At 63.3% G+C, this 20526-nt stretch carries 21 protein-coding genes and 1 other RNA gene; 12 read left to right on the plus strand and 10 right to left on the minus strand.

The window, feature by feature from the left end; genetic code table 11:
• Positions 1 to 46 precede the first annotated feature (46 nt).
• Positions 47 to 407, minus strand: a transfer-messenger RNA (tmRNA) gene (ssrA, locus tag JG747_RS17515).
• Positions 408 to 576: 169 nt separating this feature from the next.
• On the opposite strand from ssrA, the gene JG747_RS17520 reads away from it, so the two are divergent.
• Together JG747_RS17520 and JG747_RS17525 are read left to right on the plus strand one after the other, a co-directional pair.
• Positions 577 to 888, plus strand: coding sequence for a DUF2853 family protein (locus tag JG747_RS17520; protein ID WP_064983857.1), 312 nt, complete (start codon positions 577 to 579; stop codon positions 886 to 888).
• A 181-nt stretch (positions 889 to 1069) separates the two neighbouring features.
• A complete protein-coding gene (locus JG747_RS17525; RefSeq protein ID WP_019859027.1) occupies positions 1070 to 1864 on the plus strand; it encodes a thymidylate synthase in 795 nt (264 codons plus the stop codon).
• Between the two features lie 12 nt (positions 1865 to 1876).
• On the opposite strand, the gene JG747_RS17530 is transcribed toward JG747_RS17525, so the two are convergent.
• Complete coding sequence (locus JG747_RS17530; RefSeq protein ID WP_019859026.1) at positions 1877 to 2086, minus strand: TOBE domain-containing protein; 210 nt, start codon at positions 2084 to 2086, stop codon at positions 1877 to 1879.
• 211 nt (positions 2087 to 2297) lie between these two features.
• Here JG747_RS17530 and modA point away from each other — a divergent pair, with 211 nt between their 5' ends.
• From modA to JG747_RS17555, 5 genes are all read left to right on the plus strand, one after another.
• Entirely contained in the window at positions 2298 to 3092 is a 795-nt protein-coding gene (gene modA, locus JG747_RS17535; protein ID WP_019859025.1) for a molybdate ABC transporter substrate-binding protein, read from the plus strand.
• 20 nt (positions 3093 to 3112) lie between these two features.
• Positions 3113 to 3817 carry a molybdate ABC transporter permease subunit gene (gene modB, locus JG747_RS17540; RefSeq protein ID WP_202359688.1) on the plus strand — a complete coding sequence of 235 codons (705 nt, stop codon included), beginning with the start codon at positions 3113 to 3115 and terminating at the stop codon, positions 3815 to 3817.
• The gene (gene modC / locus JG747_RS17545; protein ID WP_019859023.1) at positions 3814 to 4926 is read left to right on the plus strand and encodes a molybdenum ABC transporter ATP-binding protein; all 1113 of its coding nucleotides are present in this window, start codon (positions 3814 to 3816) and stop codon (positions 4924 to 4926) included. Before modB ends, modC begins: the two co-directional genes overlap by 4 nt.
• A gap of 91 nt (positions 4927 to 5017) precedes the next feature.
• Positions 5018 to 5359: a winged helix-turn-helix domain-containing protein gene (locus JG747_RS17550; protein WP_010910183.1), complete on the plus strand. Its 342-nt coding sequence runs from the start codon at positions 5018 to 5020 to the stop codon at positions 5357 to 5359.
• A 173-nt stretch (positions 5360 to 5532) separates the two neighbouring features.
• On the plus strand, positions 5533 to 6282 hold the full coding sequence (locus tag JG747_RS17555; protein ID WP_019859022.1) for a hypothetical protein: 750 nt from the start codon (positions 5533 to 5535) through the stop codon (positions 6280 to 6282).
• Between the two features lie 187 nt (positions 6283 to 6469).
• Here JG747_RS17555 and JG747_RS17560 read toward each other — a convergent pair whose 3' ends face one another.
• The 8 genes from JG747_RS17560 to cobF form a co-directional block, all read right to left on the minus strand.
• On the minus strand, positions 6470 to 7423 hold the full coding sequence (locus tag JG747_RS17560; RefSeq protein ID WP_069092458.1) for a D-ribose ABC transporter substrate-binding protein: 954 nt from the start codon (positions 7421 to 7423) through the stop codon (positions 6470 to 6472).
• A 32-nt stretch (positions 7424 to 7455) separates the two neighbouring features.
• The gene (locus JG747_RS17565; protein WP_019859020.1) at positions 7456 to 8610 is read right to left on the minus strand and encodes an ABC transporter permease; all 1155 of its coding nucleotides are present in this window, start codon (positions 8608 to 8610) and stop codon (positions 7456 to 7458) included.
• A complete protein-coding gene (locus JG747_RS17570; protein ID WP_202359689.1) occupies positions 8573 to 10153 on the minus strand; it encodes a sugar ABC transporter ATP-binding protein in 1581 nt (526 codons plus the stop codon). The genes JG747_RS17565 and JG747_RS17570 overlap by 38 nt, the downstream gene beginning before the upstream one ends.
• Positions 10150 to 10809: a DUF2291 family protein gene (locus JG747_RS17575; protein ID WP_064983863.1), complete on the minus strand. Its 660-nt coding sequence runs from the start codon at positions 10807 to 10809 to the stop codon at positions 10150 to 10152. The genes JG747_RS17570 and JG747_RS17575 overlap by 4 nt, the downstream gene beginning before the upstream one ends.
• 323 nt (positions 10810 to 11132) lie before the next feature.
• Positions 11133 to 12884, minus strand: coding sequence for a glycerol-3-phosphate dehydrogenase/oxidase (locus JG747_RS17580; RefSeq protein WP_202359690.1), 1752 nt, complete (start codon positions 12882 to 12884; stop codon positions 11133 to 11135).
• Positions 12881 to 13657 carry a DeoR/GlpR family DNA-binding transcription regulator gene (locus JG747_RS17585; RefSeq protein ID WP_019859015.1) on the minus strand — a complete coding sequence of 259 codons (777 nt, stop codon included), beginning with the start codon at positions 13655 to 13657 and terminating at the stop codon, positions 12881 to 12883. The genes JG747_RS17580 and JG747_RS17585 overlap by 4 nt, the downstream gene beginning before the upstream one ends.
• The gene (locus JG747_RS17590; RefSeq protein ID WP_027047004.1) at positions 13654 to 15189 is read right to left on the minus strand and encodes an FGGY-family carbohydrate kinase; all 1536 of its coding nucleotides are present in this window, start codon (positions 15187 to 15189) and stop codon (positions 13654 to 13656) included. Before JG747_RS17590 ends, JG747_RS17585 begins: the two co-directional genes overlap by 4 nt.
• A gap of 338 nt (positions 15190 to 15527) precedes the next feature.
• On the minus strand, positions 15528 to 16304 hold the full coding sequence (gene cobF, locus JG747_RS17595) for a precorrin-6A synthase (deacetylating) (protein WP_202359691.1): 777 nt from the start codon (positions 16302 to 16304) through the stop codon (positions 15528 to 15530).
• A 183-nt stretch (positions 16305 to 16487) separates the two neighbouring features.
• On the opposite strand from cobF, the gene JG747_RS17600 reads away from it, so the two are divergent.
• From JG747_RS17600 to JG747_RS17620, 5 genes are all read left to right on the plus strand, one after another.
• Positions 16488 to 17504: a DUF4424 domain-containing protein gene (locus tag JG747_RS17600; RefSeq protein ID WP_202359692.1), complete on the plus strand. Its 1017-nt coding sequence runs from the start codon at positions 16488 to 16490 to the stop codon at positions 17502 to 17504.
• Positions 17504 to 18022, plus strand: a complete 519-nt coding sequence (locus tag JG747_RS17605) for a dihydrofolate reductase (protein WP_202359693.1) — start codon at positions 17504 to 17506, stop codon at positions 18020 to 18022. The genes JG747_RS17600 and JG747_RS17605 overlap by 1 nt, the downstream gene beginning before the upstream one ends.
• A 169-nt stretch (positions 18023 to 18191) precedes the next feature.
• A complete protein-coding gene (hflK, locus tag JG747_RS17610; protein WP_019859010.1) occupies positions 18192 to 19307 on the plus strand; it encodes an FtsH protease activity modulator HflK in 1116 nt (371 codons plus the stop codon).
• Positions 19307 to 20272: a protease modulator HflC gene (gene hflC / locus JG747_RS17615; protein WP_019859009.1), complete on the plus strand. Its 966-nt coding sequence runs from the start codon at positions 19307 to 19309 to the stop codon at positions 20270 to 20272. The genes hflK and hflC overlap by 1 nt, the downstream gene beginning before the upstream one ends.
• A gap of 3 nt (positions 20273 to 20275) precedes the next feature.
• Entirely contained in the window at positions 20276 to 20464 is a 189-nt protein-coding gene (locus tag JG747_RS17620; RefSeq protein WP_019859008.1) for a DUF2065 domain-containing protein, read from the plus strand.
• The last annotated feature ends 62 nt before the right edge of the window (positions 20465 to 20526 follow it).

A 20526-nucleotide genomic window follows, 5' to 3' on the forward strand; every position in this document is an offset into this window, starting at 1 on the left:
CGGCAAAAGCGGCCGTTGCGCATGACGTGGATCGAGGGAGGGGAGAAGTGGAGGTTTCTGTTGCCAGGTACCTCCGAACCCCGCCTAGAAGTGCGAACCCCTAGGGCTTGATTTGAAGCTATCGCACTGCATTAAGCAGCGAGACGTGCTTCCGCATAGTTGTCGTTGGCAACTATAAGTTTAGCCCGATGACGGTGGTACAATGCCGGGCAAAAGTACGATCTTTACACCTTCGTCGATCCTATTTCGCCCCCAGCAAAAACCGCTCTGTCGTCAACAGCGGCTTTTGGTGGAGGCGCCGGGTACCGCCCCCGGGTCCGAACGGCTTATTTCATCGCCCATTTATCGCCATAGTCGGTCAAGCCGACAAATCGAATATAGGGGGCGTTCGCCGGAAATGAAAGGCCGCAATGTGGCTTTGTCGCTGTGTCAAATTGCGACGGCAAGGGTTGACTTGGGCGCGGTCACAACGGAAGCTTTGCGAGCGGTGAGGAGTAACCGACCTAGCGCACGGATTGCGAAGCGCGCCACAGCCCTCATCGATCGGATCCGTGGCGCCGACGAGGGGAATTTTTGATGGCCGACTATCTTGCGGATGTGAAGAAGTACGACGCGGGCGCCAGTGCCGACGCGGTCGAAAAGATCGTCAAGCATCTGGGCATTGCGCTGAGGAACCGCGATTCCTCGCTGGTGTCCTGCACAGACCCTAAGGAGCTCGAGCGCGTCAAGGAGAGCTGGGTGGCCAAGAAGCTCGGCGTCAGCGATGGGGCGAAAGCCGACGCGTCGATCGAGAAGACCTGCAAGGCGATGCACGCAGACAACACCAAGAGCCGCGTGACCTTCTATTATCTGGTGGCCAAGGATCTGGGCAAACTCGGCTCGCTCTGAGAGGTCTGACAATTTCTGCTCTGGCGACCGATCGGCACGGTTTTATGCGCTTTCGGTCCGCCAGCGCGGGTTCTGATGAGCGCTCCGCTTCATGTCCGGGTGGGGAAAGAATCTCAGACAGGCGTGGCGCCGGCGCGCACATGCGCTATGATTGGTGAAATCTCGAATCGAGCTGGAACCGATGCGCCAATATCTCGACCTCTTGCGGCATGTGCTGGACAACGGCGCCGATCGCGGCGACCGCACCGGCACCGGCACGCGCTCCGTCTTCGGCTACCAGATGCGTTTCGACCTGGCGCGCGGCTTTCCGGTCACCACGACCAAGAAGCTGCACCTGAAGTCGATCATCCATGAGCTCCTGTGGTTCCTGGCCGGCGACACCAACATCAAATACCTGACCGACCACGGCGTCACGATCTGGGACGAATGGGCGGACGAGAATGGCGACCTTGGCCCCGTTTACGGCAGGCAGTGGCGTTCCTGGCCGGACGGCCATGGCGGCTCGATCGACCAGATCGCGGGCCTTCTCAAGGAGATACGCCGCAATCCTCAATCGCGCCGGCTGATCGTTTCGGCCTGGAACCCGGCCGAGGTGGAGGCGATGGCGCTGCCGCCCTGCCACTGCCTGTTCCAGTTCTACGTGTCCGAAGGCCGGCTGTCCTGCCAGCTCTACCAGCGTTCGGCCGATATCTTCCTCGGCGTGCCGTTCAACATCGCGTCCTACGCGCTGCTGACGCTGATGGTGGCGCAGGTGACCGGGCTGAAGCCGGGCGATTTCGTCCACACGCTGGGCGATGCGCATCTCTATTCGAACCACTTTGAACAGGCGCGCGAGCAATTGCAGCGCACGCCGAGGGCGCTGCCGACGATGTGGATCAATCCGGAGGTGAAGGACCTGTTCGCCTTCCGTTTCGAGGATTTCCGGCTGGAAAACTATGTCGCCGATGCCTCGATCAAGGCGCCCATCGCCGTTTGAGCCGCAGACGGCTCAGTCGATGCCGACCATTACGTCCGAGGCCTTGACCACGGCATAGGCCTGCTTGCCCTTTTCGAGCTTGAGGTCGGCGACGGCCTCGTTGGTGATCGAGGCGGTGACGATGGCGCCGCTGCCGATGTCGATCCTGACATGCGACGTGGTGGCTCCCTTGACGATCTCGGTGATCGTTCCCTTGAGCACGTTGCGGGCGCTGATCTTCATTGGGCTCTCCGTTGCTTTCATGCAGGCCGTTCTCGCAAAACCGAGGTCACTTTTGGGCGACATGCATTGGGTTTCCTGCTCGTCTTACCAGAACGATCGGTGGGGCATAGGCGTTTTCGCGAGCCGCCGGGCCTTCCCTTGTTATATTCATGCGGATATATCGATCGGCAGGCTTCGCGCCGCACGGATTTCCAACCAGGGAGAGTTTTCGATGACGCGCAAGGGCTTCGGGTTGAAGGCGATCGCCATTGGCGGTCTTGCGGCGACGGCGATGGCAGCGATGCCGGCCGCACATGCGCAAGACAAGGTCGTGGTTTTCGCGGCGGCCAGCCTCAAGGACGCGCTCGACGCGGTCAACAAGGCTTGCGAGGCCGATGTCGGCGAGGCCGCGACTGTTTCCTATGCGGCAAGCTCGGCACTGGCCAAGCAAATCGAAGGCGGAGCGCCGGCCGACGTCTTCATCTCGGCCGATCTCGACTGGATGAAGTATCTTTCCGACAAGAAGCTGACCAAGCCCGATACCGAGGTGAAGCTGCTCGGCAACGAGATCGTGCTGGTAGCGCCAAAGGATTCGACGGTCGAGACGAAGATCGAGAAGGGTTTCGACCTCGCCAAGCTGGTCGGCGACGGCAAGCTCGCCATGGGCGACTTCAAGGCGGTGCCGGCCGGCAAGTACGGCAAGGCGGCACTGGAATCGCTCGGCGTCTGGTCCTCGGTCGAAAGCAAGGTGGCGCAGGCCGAGAACGTGCGTGCGGCGCTCAAGCTGGTTTCGACAGGGGAGGCCGCTCTCGGCATCGTCTATGCCACCGACGCGCATGCCGACAAGGGCGTCAAGGTGGTCGGCACCTTCCCGGAGGATTCGCATCCGCCGATCATCTATCCGGTTGCCCAGACCGCCGATTCGAAGGACAAGGATACGACGGCTTTCCTGAAATGCCTGCAGTCCGCCAAGGCCGGCGCGCTCTTCAAGGAACAGGGTTTTACCGTGCTCACGCCGAGCAACTGAACAGGGCCTGATAGCGCAATATGACCTGGCTGCTGGACCTCACTCCCGACGAATGGAATGCGGTCCGGCTGTCCATCAAGGTGGCGACCGTGGCGATGCTCGCCAGCCTGCCGCCGGGCATAGCCATCGCGCTGCTGCTTGCCCGCGGACAATTCTGGGGCAAGACGCTGCTCAACGGCGTGGTTCACCTGCCGCTAATCCTGCCGCCTGTCGTGACCGGCTACCTCCTGCTTTTGACCTTCGGCAAGCGCGGCCCGGCCGGGGCCTTCCTGGCCGAGCATTTCGGCATCGTCTTCTCGTTTCGCTGGACGGGTGCGGCACTGGCCTGCGGCGTCATGGGCTTTCCCCTGATGGTGCGGGCAATCCGGCTGTCGATCGAAGCGGTGGACCGCAAGATGGAGGCGGCGGCGGGAACGCTTGGCGCCAATCCTGTGTGGGTGTTTGCCACCATCACTCTACCGCTGATCCTGCCCGGGCTGATCGCGGGCGCCATCCTGGCCTTCGCCAAGGCGATGGGCGAGTTCGGCGCCACCATCACCTTCGTCTCCAACATCCCCAACGAAACGCAGACGCTGCCCTCGGCGATCTACACTTTCACGCAGGTGCCGGGTGGCGATGAGGGAGCATTGCGGCTGACATTGATCTCGGTCGTCATCTCGATGGCGGCTTTGGTCGCCTCGGAAGTGCTGGCGCGACGGGTTGGGCGACGGATGGACATCGAATGAGCGTCCGCGTCGACATCGGCCACCGGCTCGGCGATTTCGCCATCGAGGCGCGCTTCGAGAGCGCCGGGCGGCTCACCGCGCTGTTCGGGCCATCCGGCTCGGGCAAGACCACGCTCATCAACATGATCGCCGGGCTGATCCGACCCGACAAGGGCCGCATCGAGGTGGAGGGCCGTGCGCTGGTCGACACCGATGCCGGCATTTTCGTGCCGAAGCACAGGCGCCGCATCGGCATGGTGTTCCAGGACGCACGCCTGTTTCCCCATATGAGCGTGGCCAGCAATCTGCGCTACGGCCGCTGGTTCACGCCGGCCAAGGAGCGCTACGCCGACATGGATGCCGTCGTCGACCTGCTCGGCATCGGCCCGCTGCTGAACAGGCGCCCGGTGAAGCTCTCGGGCGGCGAGAAGCAGCGCGTGGCGATCGGCCGGGCGCTGCTCGCCAGCCCCAGATTGTTGCTCATGGACGAGCCGCTGGCCTCGCTCGACGAGGCGCGCAAGGCCGAGATCCTGCCCTATATCGAACGGCTGCGCGATGAGACGAAGATTCCGATCGTCTATGTCAGCCATTCGGTCGCCGAGGTGGCGCGGCTGGCGAGCGACGTGGTGATGCTGGCGCAAGGCAAGGTCGTCGCCGGTGGCCCGACCGAAGTGGTGATGCAAAGGCTCGACCTGCTGCCGACGGAAGAGCGCGGCGAGGGCGGTGCGGTGCTGGACACCAAGGTTCTGCGCCACGACGAGACTTTCGGCATGACCGTGCTCGTCTCGGCCGCCGGAGAGATCCGCGTGCCGCGCCTGGCGATGAAAACCGGGGCTCCCGTGCGTGTCCGCATCCGTGCCCGTGATGTGATGATCGCTGCGGAGAAGCCGACAGGCCTCAGCGCGCTCAACATCCTGCCCGGCACGATCGTTGCGATCCGCCCGGGCGAAGGGCCGGCGGTCGAGGTCGACATCGATTGCAATGGCGCAACCGTGCTCGCCCGCATCACCGAACAGTCGCGGCAGGCGCTGGAACTGCGGCTCGGCGGCAAGGTTTTCGCCGTGGTCAAGACAGTGAGTTTCGACCGGGCCAACACCGGCGCCGGCCTGCCGCTCGAGGTCGATGGCTGACAGAAGCGGCGATCGCCGCTATATTGATTTGGAATAACGCTCTCGCTGAAGTGGCTTCGGCAGGAGTCCTGGTGACCGCGGGGGAGCAAAGATGCCATCGCTGAGCTTGCGGATAAATCTCGATCCCGACGGGCGGATCGGTCCGGGCAAGATCGAGCTTCTGGAGCAGATCGCCACCTTCGGCTCGATCTCGGCCGCCGCGCGCGGCATGGAGATGTCCTACAAGCACGCCTGGGATCTGGTGGAGGACATGAACCGGGTGTTCGGCAAGCCGCTGGTCGCCGCGCAGACCGGAGGCCGCAAGGGCGGCGGCGCGCAGCTGACGGCTATCGGCCTTGCGGTGGTCAGCCGTTTCCGCGCCATCGAGCGTGCGGCCACCGCGGCAGCGGCGACGCATATGGATGCACTGCAGGCGGAGATCGATGCGGGCTGAGAGGCGTGGGCGGAGCGAGGTTTCGCGCTGCCAACGCAATCGGGGCAGGTCACCGCGCGAACCAGATGCTGCGATCGTGCCGCCTGCATTATCACCGCAATCCCCAGTCGCGATTGATTCCCGCGCGCGACCATGATTGGTAGTTTCGCAACGCGACCAACGAGGAAATTGAGATGGACGCCGCTCCGCCAGAGTTCAACCGAAATGCCCTCGCTTCTCTTGTTGACGGCAAATCAACGCTTGAGGTGGGGCCTTTCACGAATCCGACTTTGCGCGGTCCAAACGTTAAATATTTCGACGTCATGGACAAACAAGGACTGATCAACAGGGCTAATGCGATCGGCTATGTCTACACCGTCCCGGTGGATATCGACTATGTTTCCAGCACCGGCGACTTGAGCATCGTGGACAAAAAGTTTGATTTTTGCCTGAGCAGTCACTGCGTCGAGCATCAACCGGACCTGATTTACCACTTGAATCAGGTCGCGAGGATTCTCACTGCGACAGGCAGATACCTCCTGATTATCCCGGACAAGCGCTACTGCTTCGACCATTTCATCGCAGAGAGTTCGATTGCCGATTTCATCGGCGCTCGAGGCAACAAAGTTCACACCGCAAAGAGCGTCATCGAACACATTGCTCTAGCCACGCATAATGATCCGGTTCGCCATTGGACCGGCGATCACGGGGTACCGAGATTTCGTCACAATCTGTCCAGTGTTTCCGTGGCCATGAGCCAGTACGACACCTCCGCTGGGGCCTACATCGATGTTCACGCTTGGCAATTTACACCTCAAAGTTTTCGCTCGGGAATAGAGGTGCTTTCCAATCTCGGCCTGATCGGGCTGGAAGTGGAGCAAGTCTATGCCACGCCGCACAACACTTTTGAGTTCTGCGCCATTTTGAAGCGACGGCTGGCGTAGAGAAGCAGCCCGTGGCGATGAGGCGGGCACTGCTCGCCAGACCCAGATTGCTGCTCATGGATGAGCCTCTGGCCTCGCTCGACGAGGCGCAAGGCAGAGATCCCGGCCTATATTGCAATGGCGCAACCGTGCCGGCCCGCATGATAGGACAGAGGGGCGACCGAAAGGCCACCCCTCGTCGGGTTTCTTACTCCGAGAGCGTGAACGGAGCCGTATACTTGTCGACATTGTCCTTGGTGATGAGGAGGCAATCGAACAGCTGCTTTTCGGTCGCGGCGCCGGTCTTGCCGGTCTTGATGAAGGAGTCCGCCTGCTGCACGGCTTTCGCCGAGTAGACGGCCACCGGCTGCAGCACGGTGTATTGCAGGTCACCGGCCTTGATGGCGGCGACAGCGTCCGGCGAGCCGTCGAAGCCGCCGACCTTGATGCTCGATAGTTTTCCGGCCTCCTTCAGCGCAGCGATCGCGCCGAGCGCCATCTCGTCATTGCCGCTGGTCACGCCGATGATGTCGGGATGGGCCTGGAGCAGGCTCTGCATCTTGTCGTGGCCCTGGGTGCGGTCCCAGTTGGCGACTTCCGAGCCGACCTTCTTGAGGTCGGGATACTGGCTGATAACGGTCTCGTAGCCGTTCGACCGTGTCGCGGCGTTGTTGTCGGAGGGGGCGCCGAGCAACTCGACATAGTTGCCCTTCTCGCCGATGGCCGTCACCCATTGCTGGCCGCCGAGCGCGGCGCCCTGGGCGTTGTTCGAGACAAGCTGCGCCTTGGCGAGGCCCTCCTGGTTGATCTCGGCATTGACGAGGAAGACCGGGATGTTGGCGGCGATCGCCCTCTTGACCGCGCCGATCGAGCCGCTGGCATCGGCCGGATCCAGGATGATGGCCACGGACTTGTTGGTGATCGCCGTGTCGATCAGCTTGCTCTCGGTGTTGGTGTCGGCCTTGGAGGCGCCGACGGTCGCGGTGTAGCCGAGCTTTTCGGCTTCGGCCTTGGCGACATTGCCTTCGGTGAGCCAGTAGGGGTTGGCGGGGTCGATGACGATGATCGAGATGAGGCCGCTGGCCGACGCCGCGCCTGCCGCGACGATCGGTGCGGCAAGGGCGAAGGCCGAGAGCATCAGAATTCTGGCACTGCGATACATAGAGTTCCTCCTTTGGTTAGCAATCGCGCCGGTCAGCCGGCGGTCTTCTCGAGGGCGGGATCGGCCGTTGTGGCCTTGTCCTTTTGTGGAGAAGTGGGCGAGCCGCCGGCCGTGCTCGGAAGCTTGACGCGGCGGCGATACTGGATGGCGTTGAGCAGCACCGCCAACACGATGACCGCGCCGGTGAACACTGTTTGCCAATATGCAGAGACGCCGATGATCACCAGACCATCTGACAGGAAGCCGATGACGAAGGCGCCGACCAGCGTGCCGCGGATGTTGCCTCGGCCACCGGTGAGCGCCGCACCGCCGATGACGACCGCGGCAATTGCCGTGAGCTCGTAAGAGGTGCCGGCGGTCGGACCCGCCGAGGTCAGTTCGGAGGACAGGATGAGGCCGGCCACGGCGGCGCAGATGCCCGAGAGCATATAGACCGACACCTGCACCTGCTTGACCGGCACGCCGGAGAGTTCGGCGGCGCGTTCGTTGCCGCCGGAGGCGTAGAGCCAGCGGCCGAAGGCGGTGCGGTTGAGGATGATGCTGCCGATGATGGCGATGACGGCCATGACCAGCACGCCGATCGGGATGTCGAGCAGGCGGTTGAAGCCCAGCCATTCGAAGCCGGTGTTGCCGAGCTCCGGCTTGCCGCCGAGATCGTTATAGGTCAGGCCATTGGTCATCAGCAGGGCCGCGCCACGCACGACGTAGAGCATGCCGAGCGTGGCGACGAAGGCGGGGACCTTCAGCCAGGCGATAAGGACGCCATTGACCAGACCGACCAGCGCGCCGAGCACGCAGACCAGCACCGCGACGACCCAGACCGGCGGGTAGAGGATGACGCCGAACGTGGTCAGCTGCACGCCCTGCATCAGGAAGCCGGCGATCACGCCGGAGAAGCCCAGCGTCGAGCCGACCGACAGGTCGATGCCGCCATTGAGGATGACCAGCAGCATGCCGACCGCCAGTATGCCGAAGATGGCGACATGCGAGGCCATGGTCAGGAAATTGCCGACCGAGAAATAGTAGGGAGACAGCAGCGAGAAGACGATGATGATGGCGATCAGCGCGAAGAAGGCGCGGCCCTCAAGCAAAAGCTTGGCCAGGCTGAAGCCGTCGGCCGAAACCCTCGGGGAGCGGCTGCGATCGGGGCTAGCGTCGGTCACGGTGGTGGCTCCTGTGTTCTTCATGGTCGGAGACCACGGCCTCGCCGGAAGCGGCCATGATCTCCTCCTTCGTGGCATCGGCACCGAATTCGGCCGAGATCCTGCCGCGATGCATGACGATGATCCGGTGCGCGATGCTCAGGCATTCGGCGACTTCCGAGGTCGAGAAGACGACGGCGAGCCCGCGCGCCGCCCGCTCGCTGAGCAGCCGGAACACCTCGGCCTTGGCGCCGATGTCGATGCCGCGGCTCGGCTCGTCCAGCAGCATGACCCTGGGATTGGTGGTCAGCATCTTGCCGATGACGACCTTCTGCTGGTTGCCGCCGGACAGCGAGCCGATAGGCGCGCTGCCGCCCGCGGTCTTGACGTGCACGTCACGGATGGAGGCTTCGACCAGCGTCCGCTCCTGCGAGCGCGACAACAGCATTCCCCTGACGAAAGCGCCGATGCTGGCGAGCGACAGGTTGGCGCCGACCGACATCGTCTGAACCAGGCCGTCACGCTGGCGATCCTCGGGCACCAGCACGAGCCCCCTGGCGATGCGCTCGGCGATGCCGAAGCGGGAGATGTCGTTGCCTCCGAGCAGGATGCGCCCGCCCGATGGCTGCAGGCGCCCGGCGATGCATTCCAGCAATTCGGTGCGCCCGGCGCCCATCAGCCCGTAGATGCAGACGATCTCGCCGCTGCGTACGGCAAGCGACAGCCTGTCGACCACGGAACGTTCCGAGCTCGATGCATCGGGGACACTGACATCCTCGACCGACAAGGTAACCTCGCCGAAGGCGTATCCGGTGGGCGGCGAGCCCAAATCGAAGTTCTCGCCCACCATGTTCCGGACGATCCATTCGAGGTTGATGTGCCTGGCGTTGGCCGTCGCGGTGATCGCGCCGTCGCGCAGCACCACGGCGTGGTCGGTGATCTGCAACGCCTCCTCGAGGTGGTGCGAGATATAGACGATCGAGACGCCGCGGGCCGTGAGGTCGCGGATCACCCTGAACAGCACCTCCACCTCGGTGGCGCTCAACGCCGAGGTCGGTTCATCCATGATCAGGATGCGTGAATCCACCGAGAGCGCGCGGGCGATCTCGACGATCTGCTGCTGTCCCAGGCGCAGGTCCTGAACCAGCGTCAGTGGATCGATGTCTTCCTCGAGGTCGGCCATCAGCCGCCGCGTCTGGCGGGCCTCCTCGGCGAAATCGACACCGGTCGCGCCGCGTATTTCCCGGCCCATGAAGATGTTGTCGCGCACGCTCAGATTGGGCGCGAGGCTGAGTTCCTGATGGATGATGGAGATGCCGCGATCGCGGGCGTCGGAGGCTGAGGAGAAGGTGACGGACTGGCCGTCGAGCTCGATGGTTCCCGATGTCGGCGTCGTCACGCCGGAGAGGATCTTCATCAATGTCGACTTGCCGGCGCCGTTTTCGCCGAACAGCGTCGTGACCTTGCCGCGGCGGATGTCGAAATTGACCCCTTTGAGCGCGTGCGTGCCACCATAGGTCTTTACGATGTGGCGGGCCGCGAGCACGGTGTCGCCCGGCGCCGGCTCGAATTCGGGCGCCGCATTCATTGGACGCTCAGCTTCACCGGCGCGACCAGCCAGCCTTTGGGGTTGATCAGCTTGAAGACACCGACGACCGAGATGGTCTTGCCGGTGAGCTGGGTGTTGTCGATGGCCGACAGCACCTGCTTCTTCATCTCGTTGTTCAGGGCCGAGCCCGCATTCTGGTACTCGATCTGGTTGGTGAACTGGCCGAAGGTGATCGCGCCGGTGGCGTCGCGCAGATCGGTGCCGTTGATCGCCGGTCCGGTCTGGATGCGAATGACCAGATTGTCCGGGACGTCAGCCACCTTGACGGTGTAGATGCCCGACTTTCCCTCGCCGACGACGCCAGTGAACTTGACCGAGAATTCGGTGCCGACATTGGCCGGCACGCCATATTGTTTCTCCGCGGCCGCCTTGTCCTTGGCGATGGCGGCCGCAAGCGTCGGTGCATCGACGGCGCGCTGCTCGACGGCGGATTGCACGTTCGGAAATTCAGCCTTGCCGAACGCCTCCGGCGAAAACGCCGCCTTGCGGGTGTCTTCGGCCGAGCCGATCGTGACGATCTTGGTGTCGAGGATCATTGCGCCGAGCAGCGCCAGGATCGCGATCGCGACGGCCACCCAGCGGACGCCTGGCGATCCTCGCCGGTTCATCGTGGTGGTTGCTGGCTGCGAACTCATGCTGTGACGACCTGTGTAGTGGCGGCGATGAGAGGTGGCATTTCGTCTTGTCGGCGCGAAGCGCCGCATAAGCCGCTGTGCGGTTGGTCCGCTTGCATCGACCCCTCCCGCAGCATGCTCCTCCAGCGCAATCGACCATACATCGATGTTAAGTTACCGTCAATGACTGTGATACTTTGCTGACAATGTAACATTCATGTGACCGATCGGCTGATATATATCCATATATGATATTGATATTGTTTAATTTTTCAAAAATCGACAATATCTCACAGGTGCTGTGACACGCTTGCTTTCAAGTCAGCAATGAGGCTGTGCCGCGCTCAAGCCAGTTTGGCGCGATCGCTCGTGGTTCGCGGCAGGTGCTCCGGTTGCAGCCCCATCAAATTGGTGCCGTTGAGCTGCGTGACAACCGCGTCGATCTCCTCGCTGATCCTCTGAGCGTTCCAGCCGAGCGCCCGGCCGGCAATCAGGGCGATCTGCTGCAAATCGCCTGTCGTCAGGGAACCGCCGATGGCCAGCGTCGTGCGCCGCATGACGATGTCGGCCAGATGTTCGACGAATTCGCTGCGAGCGATGTAGTCGATCTCCGATACGCTGTAGTCATGCGAGTCCGGCAAGCGGTCTTCATTGCTCGATGCACTCTGGTGCCGGGCTATCGGCAATGCCTTGGTGCCATAGCGCGACAGCAGCAGGTCGAGCCGGGCCTCGTCGATGCCCGAGGCCGATGCGGCCTTGGCCAGCCAGCTTGATCGTGCAGCTGTGTCGGCCGGAAAGTCCTTGCCGCCGCCGATCGGCATCGAGCGCGTCGTCACCTTGCGGATGCGGCCGAGACGATCGAGCACTGTGTCGGCGACCTCCTCGGCGAAACCGCGAAATGTCGTCCATTTGCCGCCGATCAGCGAGATGATGGGGAAGGGCCGCGATGGCTCCGGCTCCGCCACCGGCGCCGAATGATCACGGCTGATCAGGCCGGGGATGGCGGCGTCGGATGCGGGCAGGGGTCTGATGCCGCTATAGGCATAGACGATCTGGTCGCGTTCGAAACGCATGCCCGGCAACAGCGTGCGCACGCTTTCCAGCAGATAACCGATCTCCGCCGGCTCGCAGCGAACCGTATCCGGATTATCGGCCGCGAGATCCGTCGAGCCGACGAGCGCCTTTCCGAGATAGTCGTAGACAAGGCAGATGCGCCCGTCATCAGCTTCGAAATAGAGCATGCGCCCGGCCAGGCTTTGCACCAGCGCGTCGTGCTTGAGGAGGATGTGCGAGCCCTTGGTGCCGCCGATCATCCTGGACGGCGCACCGAGTGCCGCGTTGACATGGTCGATCCATGGGCCGGCGGCGTTGACGACCAGCCTCGGCCGCAACGAGAATTCGCCGCGGTTCTGTCGTCTGAAGGCCAGCACGCCGTTCGAGGAAGAGACCAGCGAGGCGTAGTTGGCCGCGCTGGAGTTAGGGTTGGCCTCCAGACCATCGGCGATCAGCTCGAGCACCAGCCGTTCGGGATGTGTGATCTTGGCGTCGTAGTAGGTGCCGGTGGCGACGATCGAGCGGGTCAACGCCGGCATGTCGCGAAGCGCTTGACGGCGTCCGACAAGCCGATGGCGCGGCATCACCCGGTGCCGCGAGCCGTAGAAATCATAGATCATCAGGCCGATCTTGATGAGGATCGCGCCACGGCTGCGCGGCGCGCTGGTCGAGCCCAGCAGCGTGCGCAGCGCCGCCCACATGCCCTTGCCCCAGGAGAAGATCGGGATGACCGTCGGCAGCGGGCTGACATAGTGCGGCGCGTTCTTGAGCAGCAGGTTGCGCTCCAGCGTCGACTGCGCCACCAGCCCGAATTCGCCGGTCTCCAGATATTTCAGCCCGCCATGGATCAGGCGCGAAGGCGCCGCACTGGTGCCGGAGCCGAAATCCGCCTTGTCGACGATGCAGCAGCTGACGCCCTGCGCGCTGAGATCGCGAAACAGGCCTGCCCCATTGATGCCGGCGCCGAGGATGACGACATCGATATCGCCGGGGACACCGGTCCGTTGCTCGGAGCCGTGCTGGCTTTCGGCCGTTGATGTCATGGCCTCGCCGTCTTGACGATACGCAGCTGGACCCCGGCCTGCTCCAGCTTTTGCGCATGCTTGTCGCCGATGCCGTCGGTAACCAGGACCGCCTCGAAGCTGACCAGGTCGTCGAGCACGTGCAGGGCCACCTTGTCGAACTTGGAATGGTCGACCAGGAGGATGCGCTTGATCGCCGCCGCCATCATCGCCTGCTTTACCCGCACCACATGCTGATCCTGGATGAAGGCCGTGGTGCCGCTGATCGCGGAGGCCGAGCAAATCAGGAGATTGGCGCGCAGCCGCGAGATCGCATTCTCGCAGACGATGCCGATATAGGCGTTGTAGGTGCGGTGGTACTGACCGCCGAGGCAGATGAAGTCGATGTCGTCGACATTGGTCAGCAATGCAGCCGTCGACACGCTGTTGGTGATGACGGTCAGAGGCGTGACCTCGAGCAGCAGCGGCGCAACGGCGTTGGCTGTGGTCGAGTCATCCAGGATTACCGCCTGTCCCGGCTCGACGTAGTCCATGGCGGCGCGAGCCAGTGCGTCCTTCTCCGCCCGCCCAACCGTCACCCGGTAGCGGAAGGCACTTTCATAGAGGCCGGATGGCTGCACGGTGACGGCACCATGCAGCTTGCGCAGCACGCCTTGATGCGCCAGCTGGTCGATGTGGCGGTGGATGGTCATGCGCGACACGCCGAAATGCTCGACCAGATCGTCGATGCGCACCTGGCCGAGTTTTATCACATATTCGGCGATCTCTTCGCGCCGTTCGTCGGCCTTGATCATGCTGTGCCCCCCATTGCTTGCGCTGCAAGGCTTTCGATTTCGGCCCATTTCGGCCTGAGCTGTTCGGCGATGCGGCCATAGATGGAATAACGCTCGTCGAAGACGGCGCTGCGTGCCGGGTCCGGGCGGTATTCGCGGCTCACCGTGCAGGTGGCGCGCGCGCCTTCCTGCGGCGAGGCGAACAGGCCGACTGCCGCGCCGGCGCAAAGGGCGGCGCCGTAGGCGGCCGCCTCGTCGGTCGAGGTGACGGTGACCGGCACGTTGAGCACGTCGGCGAACATCTGCGCGAAGGCCGGATTGCGCGAGCCGCCGCCGGTCAAACGCACCTCGCGGACGGCAAAGCCGTCGCGCAGGGCTTCGACATGGGTGCGGTGGTTGAAGGCGATGCCTTCCAGCACCGCCTTCAGCATGTCGCCGCGGTCGTGCCAGCCGCGCAAGCCGACAAAGCTGGCGCTGGCGGCATTGCCGTAGGGCGAACCGAACAGATAGGGATGGAAGAGCAGGGTCGACGGCTTCTTCAGCGCGGTGTCGATTTCGGTCGCCAGCATCTCGTGGATCGAGCGGCCGGTCTTCTTGGCCTCGTCCTGTTCGGCCCGGCAGAGCGTGTCGAGGAACCAGTCGTAATTCGCCGTCGAGGCCGGCGAGATCGACATGTTGTTCCAGCGGCCGAGGTCGATGGCGTTGCGGCAGAACCAGCGCTGGTCGGTACGCGGCTCGGCGGAGACCACTTCGTTGATCGAGTAGGTGCCGGCGACGATGCTGACCACGCCCTCTTCGTGGCCGCCGATGCCAAGCGCCGAGGCGGTGACGTCATGCAGGCCGCAAGCAACCGGAGTTCCTTCCGCAAGCCCGGTCAATGCGGCCGCTTCGGCGGTGGCGTAGCCGACAATGTCGGCCGAATGTGCAGCCCCGGGCAAAGCCGCGAACAGCTCCTCCAGGCCAAAGATGCGCATCGCCTCCTGCGCGTAGACTTGCGTGCGGACGTCGGTGAACGAGGTGCTCGCCTCGGTCAAATCGGTTCCGACGGTGCCTGTCAGGCAAAAGCGCAGCCAGTCCTTGCAACCGACGATATGGCCGATCTGGCTGAAGCGTTCCGGCGCATGCTTTTTCAGCCAGCCCAGTATCGCCGATGGCGCCGAAGCGTGCGGAACCTGTCCGGTCAAAGCGAGGGCCTCGGCAAACACCGAACCCTTTGCCCATTCGTCGACGATCTCGCCGGCGCGGCTGTCGAGCGACAGGATGCCGGGGCCGAGCGGTCGGCGGTTCCTGTCGAGCAGATACAGCCCGTCGCCATGCGCGGTCGCCGCCACGGCCTTGATATCGCCAGCTGGCCGACCGCTCAGGGCAATGGCTTCCCTGATCGCCTCGGCGGTCGCCTGCCAGAGGCCCAGCATGTCGCGTTCGACCCAGCGGGGATGCGGCATCGATTGCGGCACACGGCGCCTGGCCACCGACAGCTGGGTGCCGTCGGCATCGAAGATCACTGCCTTCGTCACCGTCAGGCCGTTGTCGATCCCAAGCAGGCTGGACATGATGATCCCGTTCAGCGTGAGCCGGTACGCGTTGCGAATTGGTTCCAAGCAAGGTTGGCGCTGAACATCATGGAAATCATCCTCGCCGGGATCCGCCATTGCCGATTGCGGCCGCCGATGAAACAGCGGCAGGATTCGAACCGGCCAACTGACCATACAATTCTGTGAATTTAACGTCAATATGTGTGATATACGCCAGGCGAGCAGGCTCCGCCAGGCGGAGCTTGATTATCAAATTGGCATAAAACGCTGTTTTTTCTAACTCTTGAGGGCCGCCAATCCGTCTCGCCGGTCTTGTTACCCGTTACCCGCTTGCGTGGCGACTGCCAGGGCAGTGGCTAGATATCTTCTGGCTCACCGGGCTTGCGCAGCAGATAGGTGTCCATGATCCAGCCCTTTTGCCGGCGGGCTTCCTCCCGGACCTTTTCGATCTCGGCGCTGACATCGCCGAGGCGACCGGAGACGATGATTTCGTCCGGCGTGCCGAGATAGGCGCCCCAATGGATGGTGACATCCGGGTCGGCCAGTGTGTTGAAGGCGCATTTGCCGTCCAGCATGACGACTGTGCTGCCGGCATTGCCGGCCAGACCTTCTTCGGTCAGCCTGCGACCGGTGGTGACCAGGAACGAATCGCCGATGCGGTTCAGTGCCATTTTGTGGCTGGCGGCAAGCGCCTGGATGGCGGTGATGCCAGGGATGACCTCCAGTTCGAAGGCGACGTTGTTCCTGAGGCGCACGCGCTCGAGAATGCGCAACGCGCTGTCGTAGAGCGAGGGATCGCCCCAGATCAGGAAGGCGCCGCAGCCATCCTCGTCAATCTCGTCGCGGATCAAGGCTTCGTAGATGGCCGCGATGGCTTCGTGCCAGCCGTCGACGGTCGAGCGGTAGGAAGATGTCGGTTCGGCGCGGACCGGCACGTCGAATTCGACGCGGCGCGATTTCGGATTGGTGACAAAGCGGTCGCAGATCTCGCGCCGCAATTCGGCAAGGTCGTTCTTCTTGGCGCCCTTGTCGGGGATGAACAACACATCGGCACGGTTCAGGCCTGATATGGCCTGAACCGTCATGTGGTCTGGATTGCCGGCGCCGATGCCGATGACGAGAAGCTTGCGCATGGGGCGAACTCCTGCCCGATCGGAAGCTGTTAGTCCAGACCGCTCGCGTGTCCAGACCGCCCGCGTGTCCAGACCGCTGGCATGTCCAGGCCGGTGTGGTGTAGTCACGCAAGTGGAAGGGCTTTGAAACGCCGCATTGAAACGGCTAGGGTCGTCAGGGCATTCTTGCCGAGGGGGGCTTCGATGTTGCGAACTGTTCTGACTGCGGCGCTGGCGCTTTCGGCGGCACCCGCATTGGCCAACGATTCTGTTGCCGAGCTTGGCACAGGCGGGCTGATCCTGTCGCGCAGCGATGCCGTTGCGATGCAAAGCGAGGATCTCTTCATCTCGCCTGAAAAGGTGACGGTCGACTACGTCTTCCACAACAACACCGACAAAGATGTCGACGCGATCGTGGCCTTCCCGATGCCCGACATTTCGGGCGATCCCGAAGAAATGCCGGCCATCCCCGAAAACCAAAGCGACAATTTCCTCGGCTTCGAGGTGACGATCGACGGTGCCGCGGCAAAGCCTCAACTCGAGCAGAAGGTGTTCGCGCTCGGCATCGACATCGGCACCGATCTCAAGGCGCAGAATGTGCCGTTCAACCCGTTCGGCGATGCGGCCAAGGCGGCATTGGCGAAGCTGCCGAAAGCGGTGGCCGATGACTGGGTCAACCGCGGCATCATCATCGAGGACACAGCCGATGACGGCAGCGGCATGAAATCCAACTATGCGCCGTTCTGGCAATTGCGCTCGACCTACTGGTGGCGCTCGACCTTTCCGGCCAACAAGGACGTTCACGTTTCCCACCGCTACAAGCCGAGCGTCGGCGGCACGTCGTCGGTCAGCTTCTTCTATGACGGCCAGTTCCAGGGGCAATATGCGACATACAAGACCCGCTACTGCATGGACGACACGTTCGAGAACGCGGTGCGCAAGGCGGCGAAGGACAATCCGGACGGCTATCCCAAATATTATGAAAGCCGCATCGCCTATATCCTGACCACCGGCGGCAACTGGGCGGCGGGCACCATCGGTAAGTTCAAGCTGACCGTCGACAAGGGCAATCCCAAAGCCCTGGTCTCGTTCTGCGGCGATAATGTAAAAAAGGTCGGGCCGACGAGTTTCGAGATGACCGCGAACGATTTTTACCCGGAGCACGACATCGATATCCTGCTGCTCGAACCGTCGGACAGCAATGGCGGGGACGCGAACTGATGCATGTGGCAATCTACGTCGCCATCGCCGAGAACGGCGTGATCGGGCGGGATGGCGGACTGCCCTGGCGGCTCTCCACCGATCTCAAGCGCTTCAAGGCCGACACGATGGGCAAGCCCATCATCATGGGCCGCAAAACCTATGAAGGCATAGGCCGTCCGCTGCCGGGCCGGCTCAACATCGTCGTCACCCGCGACAAGAGCTGGCGCGCCGAGGGCGTCGAGGTGGCGCATACGCTGGAGGCCGCCATCCAGCTGGCAACGGTGCGCGCACGCTGCATGACCGGCATCGACGAGGCCTGCGTGATCGGCGGCGGTCAGATCTATGCCCAGGCGCTGCCGCTGGCCGACCGGCTGCACGTCTCCCATGTGCTGGCCGCCGTCGATGGCGACGCGCATTTCCCGCCGATCGACGCTGAGACATGGCGCGTGGTCAGTTCGCAGGAGGTTCCGGCCGGGGAAAAGGACAGCCACGCAACACGCTATTCCGTTTATGAGCGCCGCCGCCCGATACTTTGATAGACAAAAAGTGCATTGAAGGACGACAAAGGGTCGCTACCGGCCCAAAACGGATGATGTCGGCGGCGCATCGCGTTGAAAGCGTGCCGTGGCGTCCCTATAGAAGAACAACACTGGATTTTGCGCCGTAATTCCGGCGCTTGAGGGAATTCCAAGCGAAAGGACATTCATGCCCTGGAACGACAAGAGTGGCGGAGGCGGCGGCCCGTGGGGCGGCGGCGGTAACAATCAGGGGCCCTGGGGGCAGGGGCCAAAGGGGCCAAGCGGCCCGCAAGGGTCGCCCCCCGATCTCGAAGACATTATCCGCCGCGGCCAGGACCGGCTGCGGCGCGCTCTGCCCGGCGGCGGTGGCGCCAGTCCGGCGGTGTTCGGGCTGATCGCCGCGGTGCTGGTCGTTCTGTGGGCATTCCAGGCGGTCTATACCGTGCAGCCCGACGAGGTCGCCGTCGAACTGCGTTTCGGCAAGCCGAAGCCCGAACTCTCACAACCTGGCCTGCATTTCCATTGGTGGCCGCTCGAGACCGTCGAGACGGCCAAGATTTCCGAGCAGCTCGTCGACATTGGCGGCGGCAACACCAGCGGCAACGGCCTGATGCTGTCGGGCGACCAGAACATCGTCAACGTGCAGTTTTCGGTGGCCTACCAGGTCTCCGATCCCCGTGCCTATCTGTTCGACGTCTCGGATCCGGACGGCATGCTGCGGCAGGTTGCCGAAAGCGCCATGCGCGAAGCCGTCGGCCGCCGGCCGGCACAGGACATTTTCCGCGATGACCGCCAGGGCATAGCGGCGTCGGTGCGCGAAATCATCCAGTCGACGTTGGACGGCTACAAGGCCGGTCTCAACGTCAATGCCGTGTCGATCGAGGATGCAGCACCGCCACGCGAAGTGGCCGATGCGTTCGACGAGGTGCAGCGTGCCGAGCAGGACGAGGACAAGTTCGTCGAGCAGGCAAACCAGTATTCCAACCAGAAGCTCGGCCAGGCGCGCGGCGAGGCGGCACAGATCCGCGAAGACGCGGCCGCCTACAAGAACCGTGTGGTGCAGGAAGCCGAAGGTGAGGCCCAGCGCTTCATCTCGGTCTATGACGAATATGCCAAGGCGCCGGATGTGACCCGCAAGCGCCTCTATCTGGAAACCATGGAGAAGGTTCTGAAGGACTCGAGCAAGGTCATCGTCGAGCAGGGCAACGGACAAGGTGTCGTGCCCTATCTGCCGCTGCCGGCATTGCAGGCGAAACCGCCGGCTCCGGTCGCGCCTGCCGCGAACACGGGAGGTACCCAGTGATGGCCAACCGTCTTCCCATTTTCGTCGTCGTCGCGGCGGTCATCTTGTTCCTGATCTATTCCTCGGTCTTCGTGGTCAATGCGCGCCAGCAGGCGCTGGTGTTGAGGTTCGGCGAGATCGTCGACGTCAAGAGCGAGCCCGGCATCTATTTCAAGGCGCCGTTCTCGTTCTTCGACGCCGATACGGTGCAGCTGATCGAAAACAGGGTGCTGCGCTTCGACCTCGACAACATCCGCGTCCAGGTGTCTGGTGGCAAGTTCTATGAGGTCGATGCCTTCATCGCCTATCGCATCTCGGATCCGCGCGTCTTCCGTGCCGCCGTGTCCGGTCAGATCGAATTGGCCGAAGCGCGGCTGAGGACGCGTCTCGACGCTGCCTTGCGCCGCGTCTACGGTCTGCGCGACTTCGAGGCGGCGCTCTCGGAACAGCGTGCCGTGATGATGCGTGAAGTGCGCGATCAGCTCCGGCCCGACGCCACCTCGCTCGGCCTGCAGATCGAGGATGTCCGCATCCGCCGCACCGACCTCACGGCCGAGGTCTCACAGCAGACCTATGACCGCATGAAGGCGGAACGTCTGGCCGAGGCCGCCCGGCTTAGGGCGCGCGGCAATGAAGCGGCACAGCGCATCACGGCACGCGCCGATCGTGAAGTGGTCGAGATCGTTGCCGAAGCGCAAAAGGAATCCGAGATTCTGCGCGGCGAGGGCGAAGCCCAGCGCAGCGCCACCTTCGCGGATGCCTACAAGCGCGACCCGGCCTTCTTCGACTTCTACAGGTCGATGAATGCCTACGGCACGGCGCTGGACAACACCGGGACGACCATGGTGCTGTCGCCGAGTTCGGAGTTCTTCCGCTACTTCCGCGATCCGGATGGCAAGGAAGGGCCGGCGAAGCCGGCGGCACCTGCCGCACCGGCAACGGCGCCCGCCGCGCCGACGACACAACCCAGCACCGGCCAGAAATAGCCGGTGCAGGACTTTTTCGCGGCAATAGGCCTGGTCCTCGTCATAGAGGGCCTGGTCTATGGCGGCTTTCCCGGCTTGGCGAGGAAGCTCGCGGGCGAGGTGCTGTCGATGCCGGAGAACGCATTGCGGATCGCCGGGCTGGTCGCGATCGCCATCGGTGTCGGCATCGTCTGGCTGGTGCGGGGCGGATGAGATGGCCGTTTTTCGTCCGCGGCAAAACGGAGGATTAATCCTCTGCCGATAGTCGTAGCCGC

Origin of the sequence: Mesorhizobium sp. 131-3-5, from assembly GCF_016756575.1 — a bacterium.
Taxonomy (GTDB): domain Bacteria; phylum Pseudomonadota; class Alphaproteobacteria; order Rhizobiales; family Rhizobiaceae; genus Mesorhizobium; species Mesorhizobium jarvisii.

Bases quoted from the DNA above. Each gene is read 5' to 3' on its own strand.
- JG747_RS17520 (WP_064983857.1), top strand. From the start codon at position 577: ATGGCCGACTATCTTGCGGATGTGAAGAAGTACGACGCGGGCGCCAGT.
- JG747_RS17525 (WP_019859027.1), top strand. From the start codon at position 1,070: ATGCGCCAATATCTCGACCTCTTGCGGCATGTGCTGGACAACGGCGCC.
- JG747_RS17530 (WP_019859026.1), bottom strand. From the start codon at position 2,086: ATGAAGATCAGCGCCCGCAACGTGCTCAAGGGAACGATCACCGAGATC.
- modA (WP_019859025.1), top strand. From the start codon at position 2,298: ATGACGCGCAAGGGCTTCGGGTTGAAGGCGATCGCCATTGGCGGTCTT.
- modB (WP_202359688.1), top strand. From the start codon at position 3,113: ATGACCTGGCTGCTGGACCTCACTCCCGACGAATGGAATGCGGTCCGG.
- modC (WP_019859023.1), top strand. From the start codon at position 3,814: ATGAGCGTCCGCGTCGACATCGGCCACCGGCTCGGCGATTTCGCCATC.
- JG747_RS17550 (WP_010910183.1), top strand. From the start codon at position 5,018: ATGCCATCGCTGAGCTTGCGGATAAATCTCGATCCCGACGGGCGGATC.
- JG747_RS17555 (WP_019859022.1), top strand. From the start codon at position 5,533: ATGGACGCCGCTCCGCCAGAGTTCAACCGAAATGCCCTCGCTTCTCTT.
- JG747_RS17560 (WP_069092458.1), bottom strand. From the start codon at position 7,423: ATGTATCGCAGTGCCAGAATTCTGATGCTCTCGGCCTTCGCCCTTGCC.
- JG747_RS17565 (WP_019859020.1), bottom strand. From the start codon at position 8,610: ATGAAGAACACAGGAGCCACCACCGTGACCGACGCTAGCCCCGATCGC.
- JG747_RS17570 (WP_202359689.1), bottom strand. From the start codon at position 10,153: ATGAATGCGGCGCCCGAATTCGAGCCGGCGCCGGGCGACACCGTGCTC.
- JG747_RS17575 (WP_064983863.1), bottom strand. From the start codon at position 10,809: ATGAGTTCGCAGCCAGCAACCACCACGATGAACCGGCGAGGATCGCCA.
- JG747_RS17580 (WP_202359690.1), bottom strand. From the start codon at position 12,884: ATGACATCAACGGCCGAAAGCCAGCACGGCTCCGAGCAACGGACCGGT.
- JG747_RS17585 (WP_019859015.1), bottom strand. From the start codon at position 13,657: ATGATCAAGGCCGACGAACGGCGCGAAGAGATCGCCGAATATGTGATA.
- JG747_RS17590 (WP_027047004.1), bottom strand. From the start codon at position 15,189: ATGTCCAGCCTGCTTGGGATCGACAACGGCCTGACGGTGACGAAGGCA.
- cobF (WP_202359691.1), bottom strand. From the start codon at position 16,304: ATGCGCAAGCTTCTCGTCATCGGCATCGGCGCCGGCAATCCAGACCAC.
- JG747_RS17600 (WP_202359692.1), top strand. From the start codon at position 16,488: ATGTTGCGAACTGTTCTGACTGCGGCGCTGGCGCTTTCGGCGGCACCC.
- JG747_RS17605 (WP_202359693.1), top strand. From the start codon at position 17,504: ATGCATGTGGCAATCTACGTCGCCATCGCCGAGAACGGCGTGATCGGG.
- hflK (WP_019859010.1), top strand. From the start codon at position 18,192: ATGCCCTGGAACGACAAGAGTGGCGGAGGCGGCGGCCCGTGGGGCGGC.
- hflC (WP_019859009.1), top strand. From the start codon at position 19,307: ATGGCCAACCGTCTTCCCATTTTCGTCGTCGTCGCGGCGGTCATCTTG.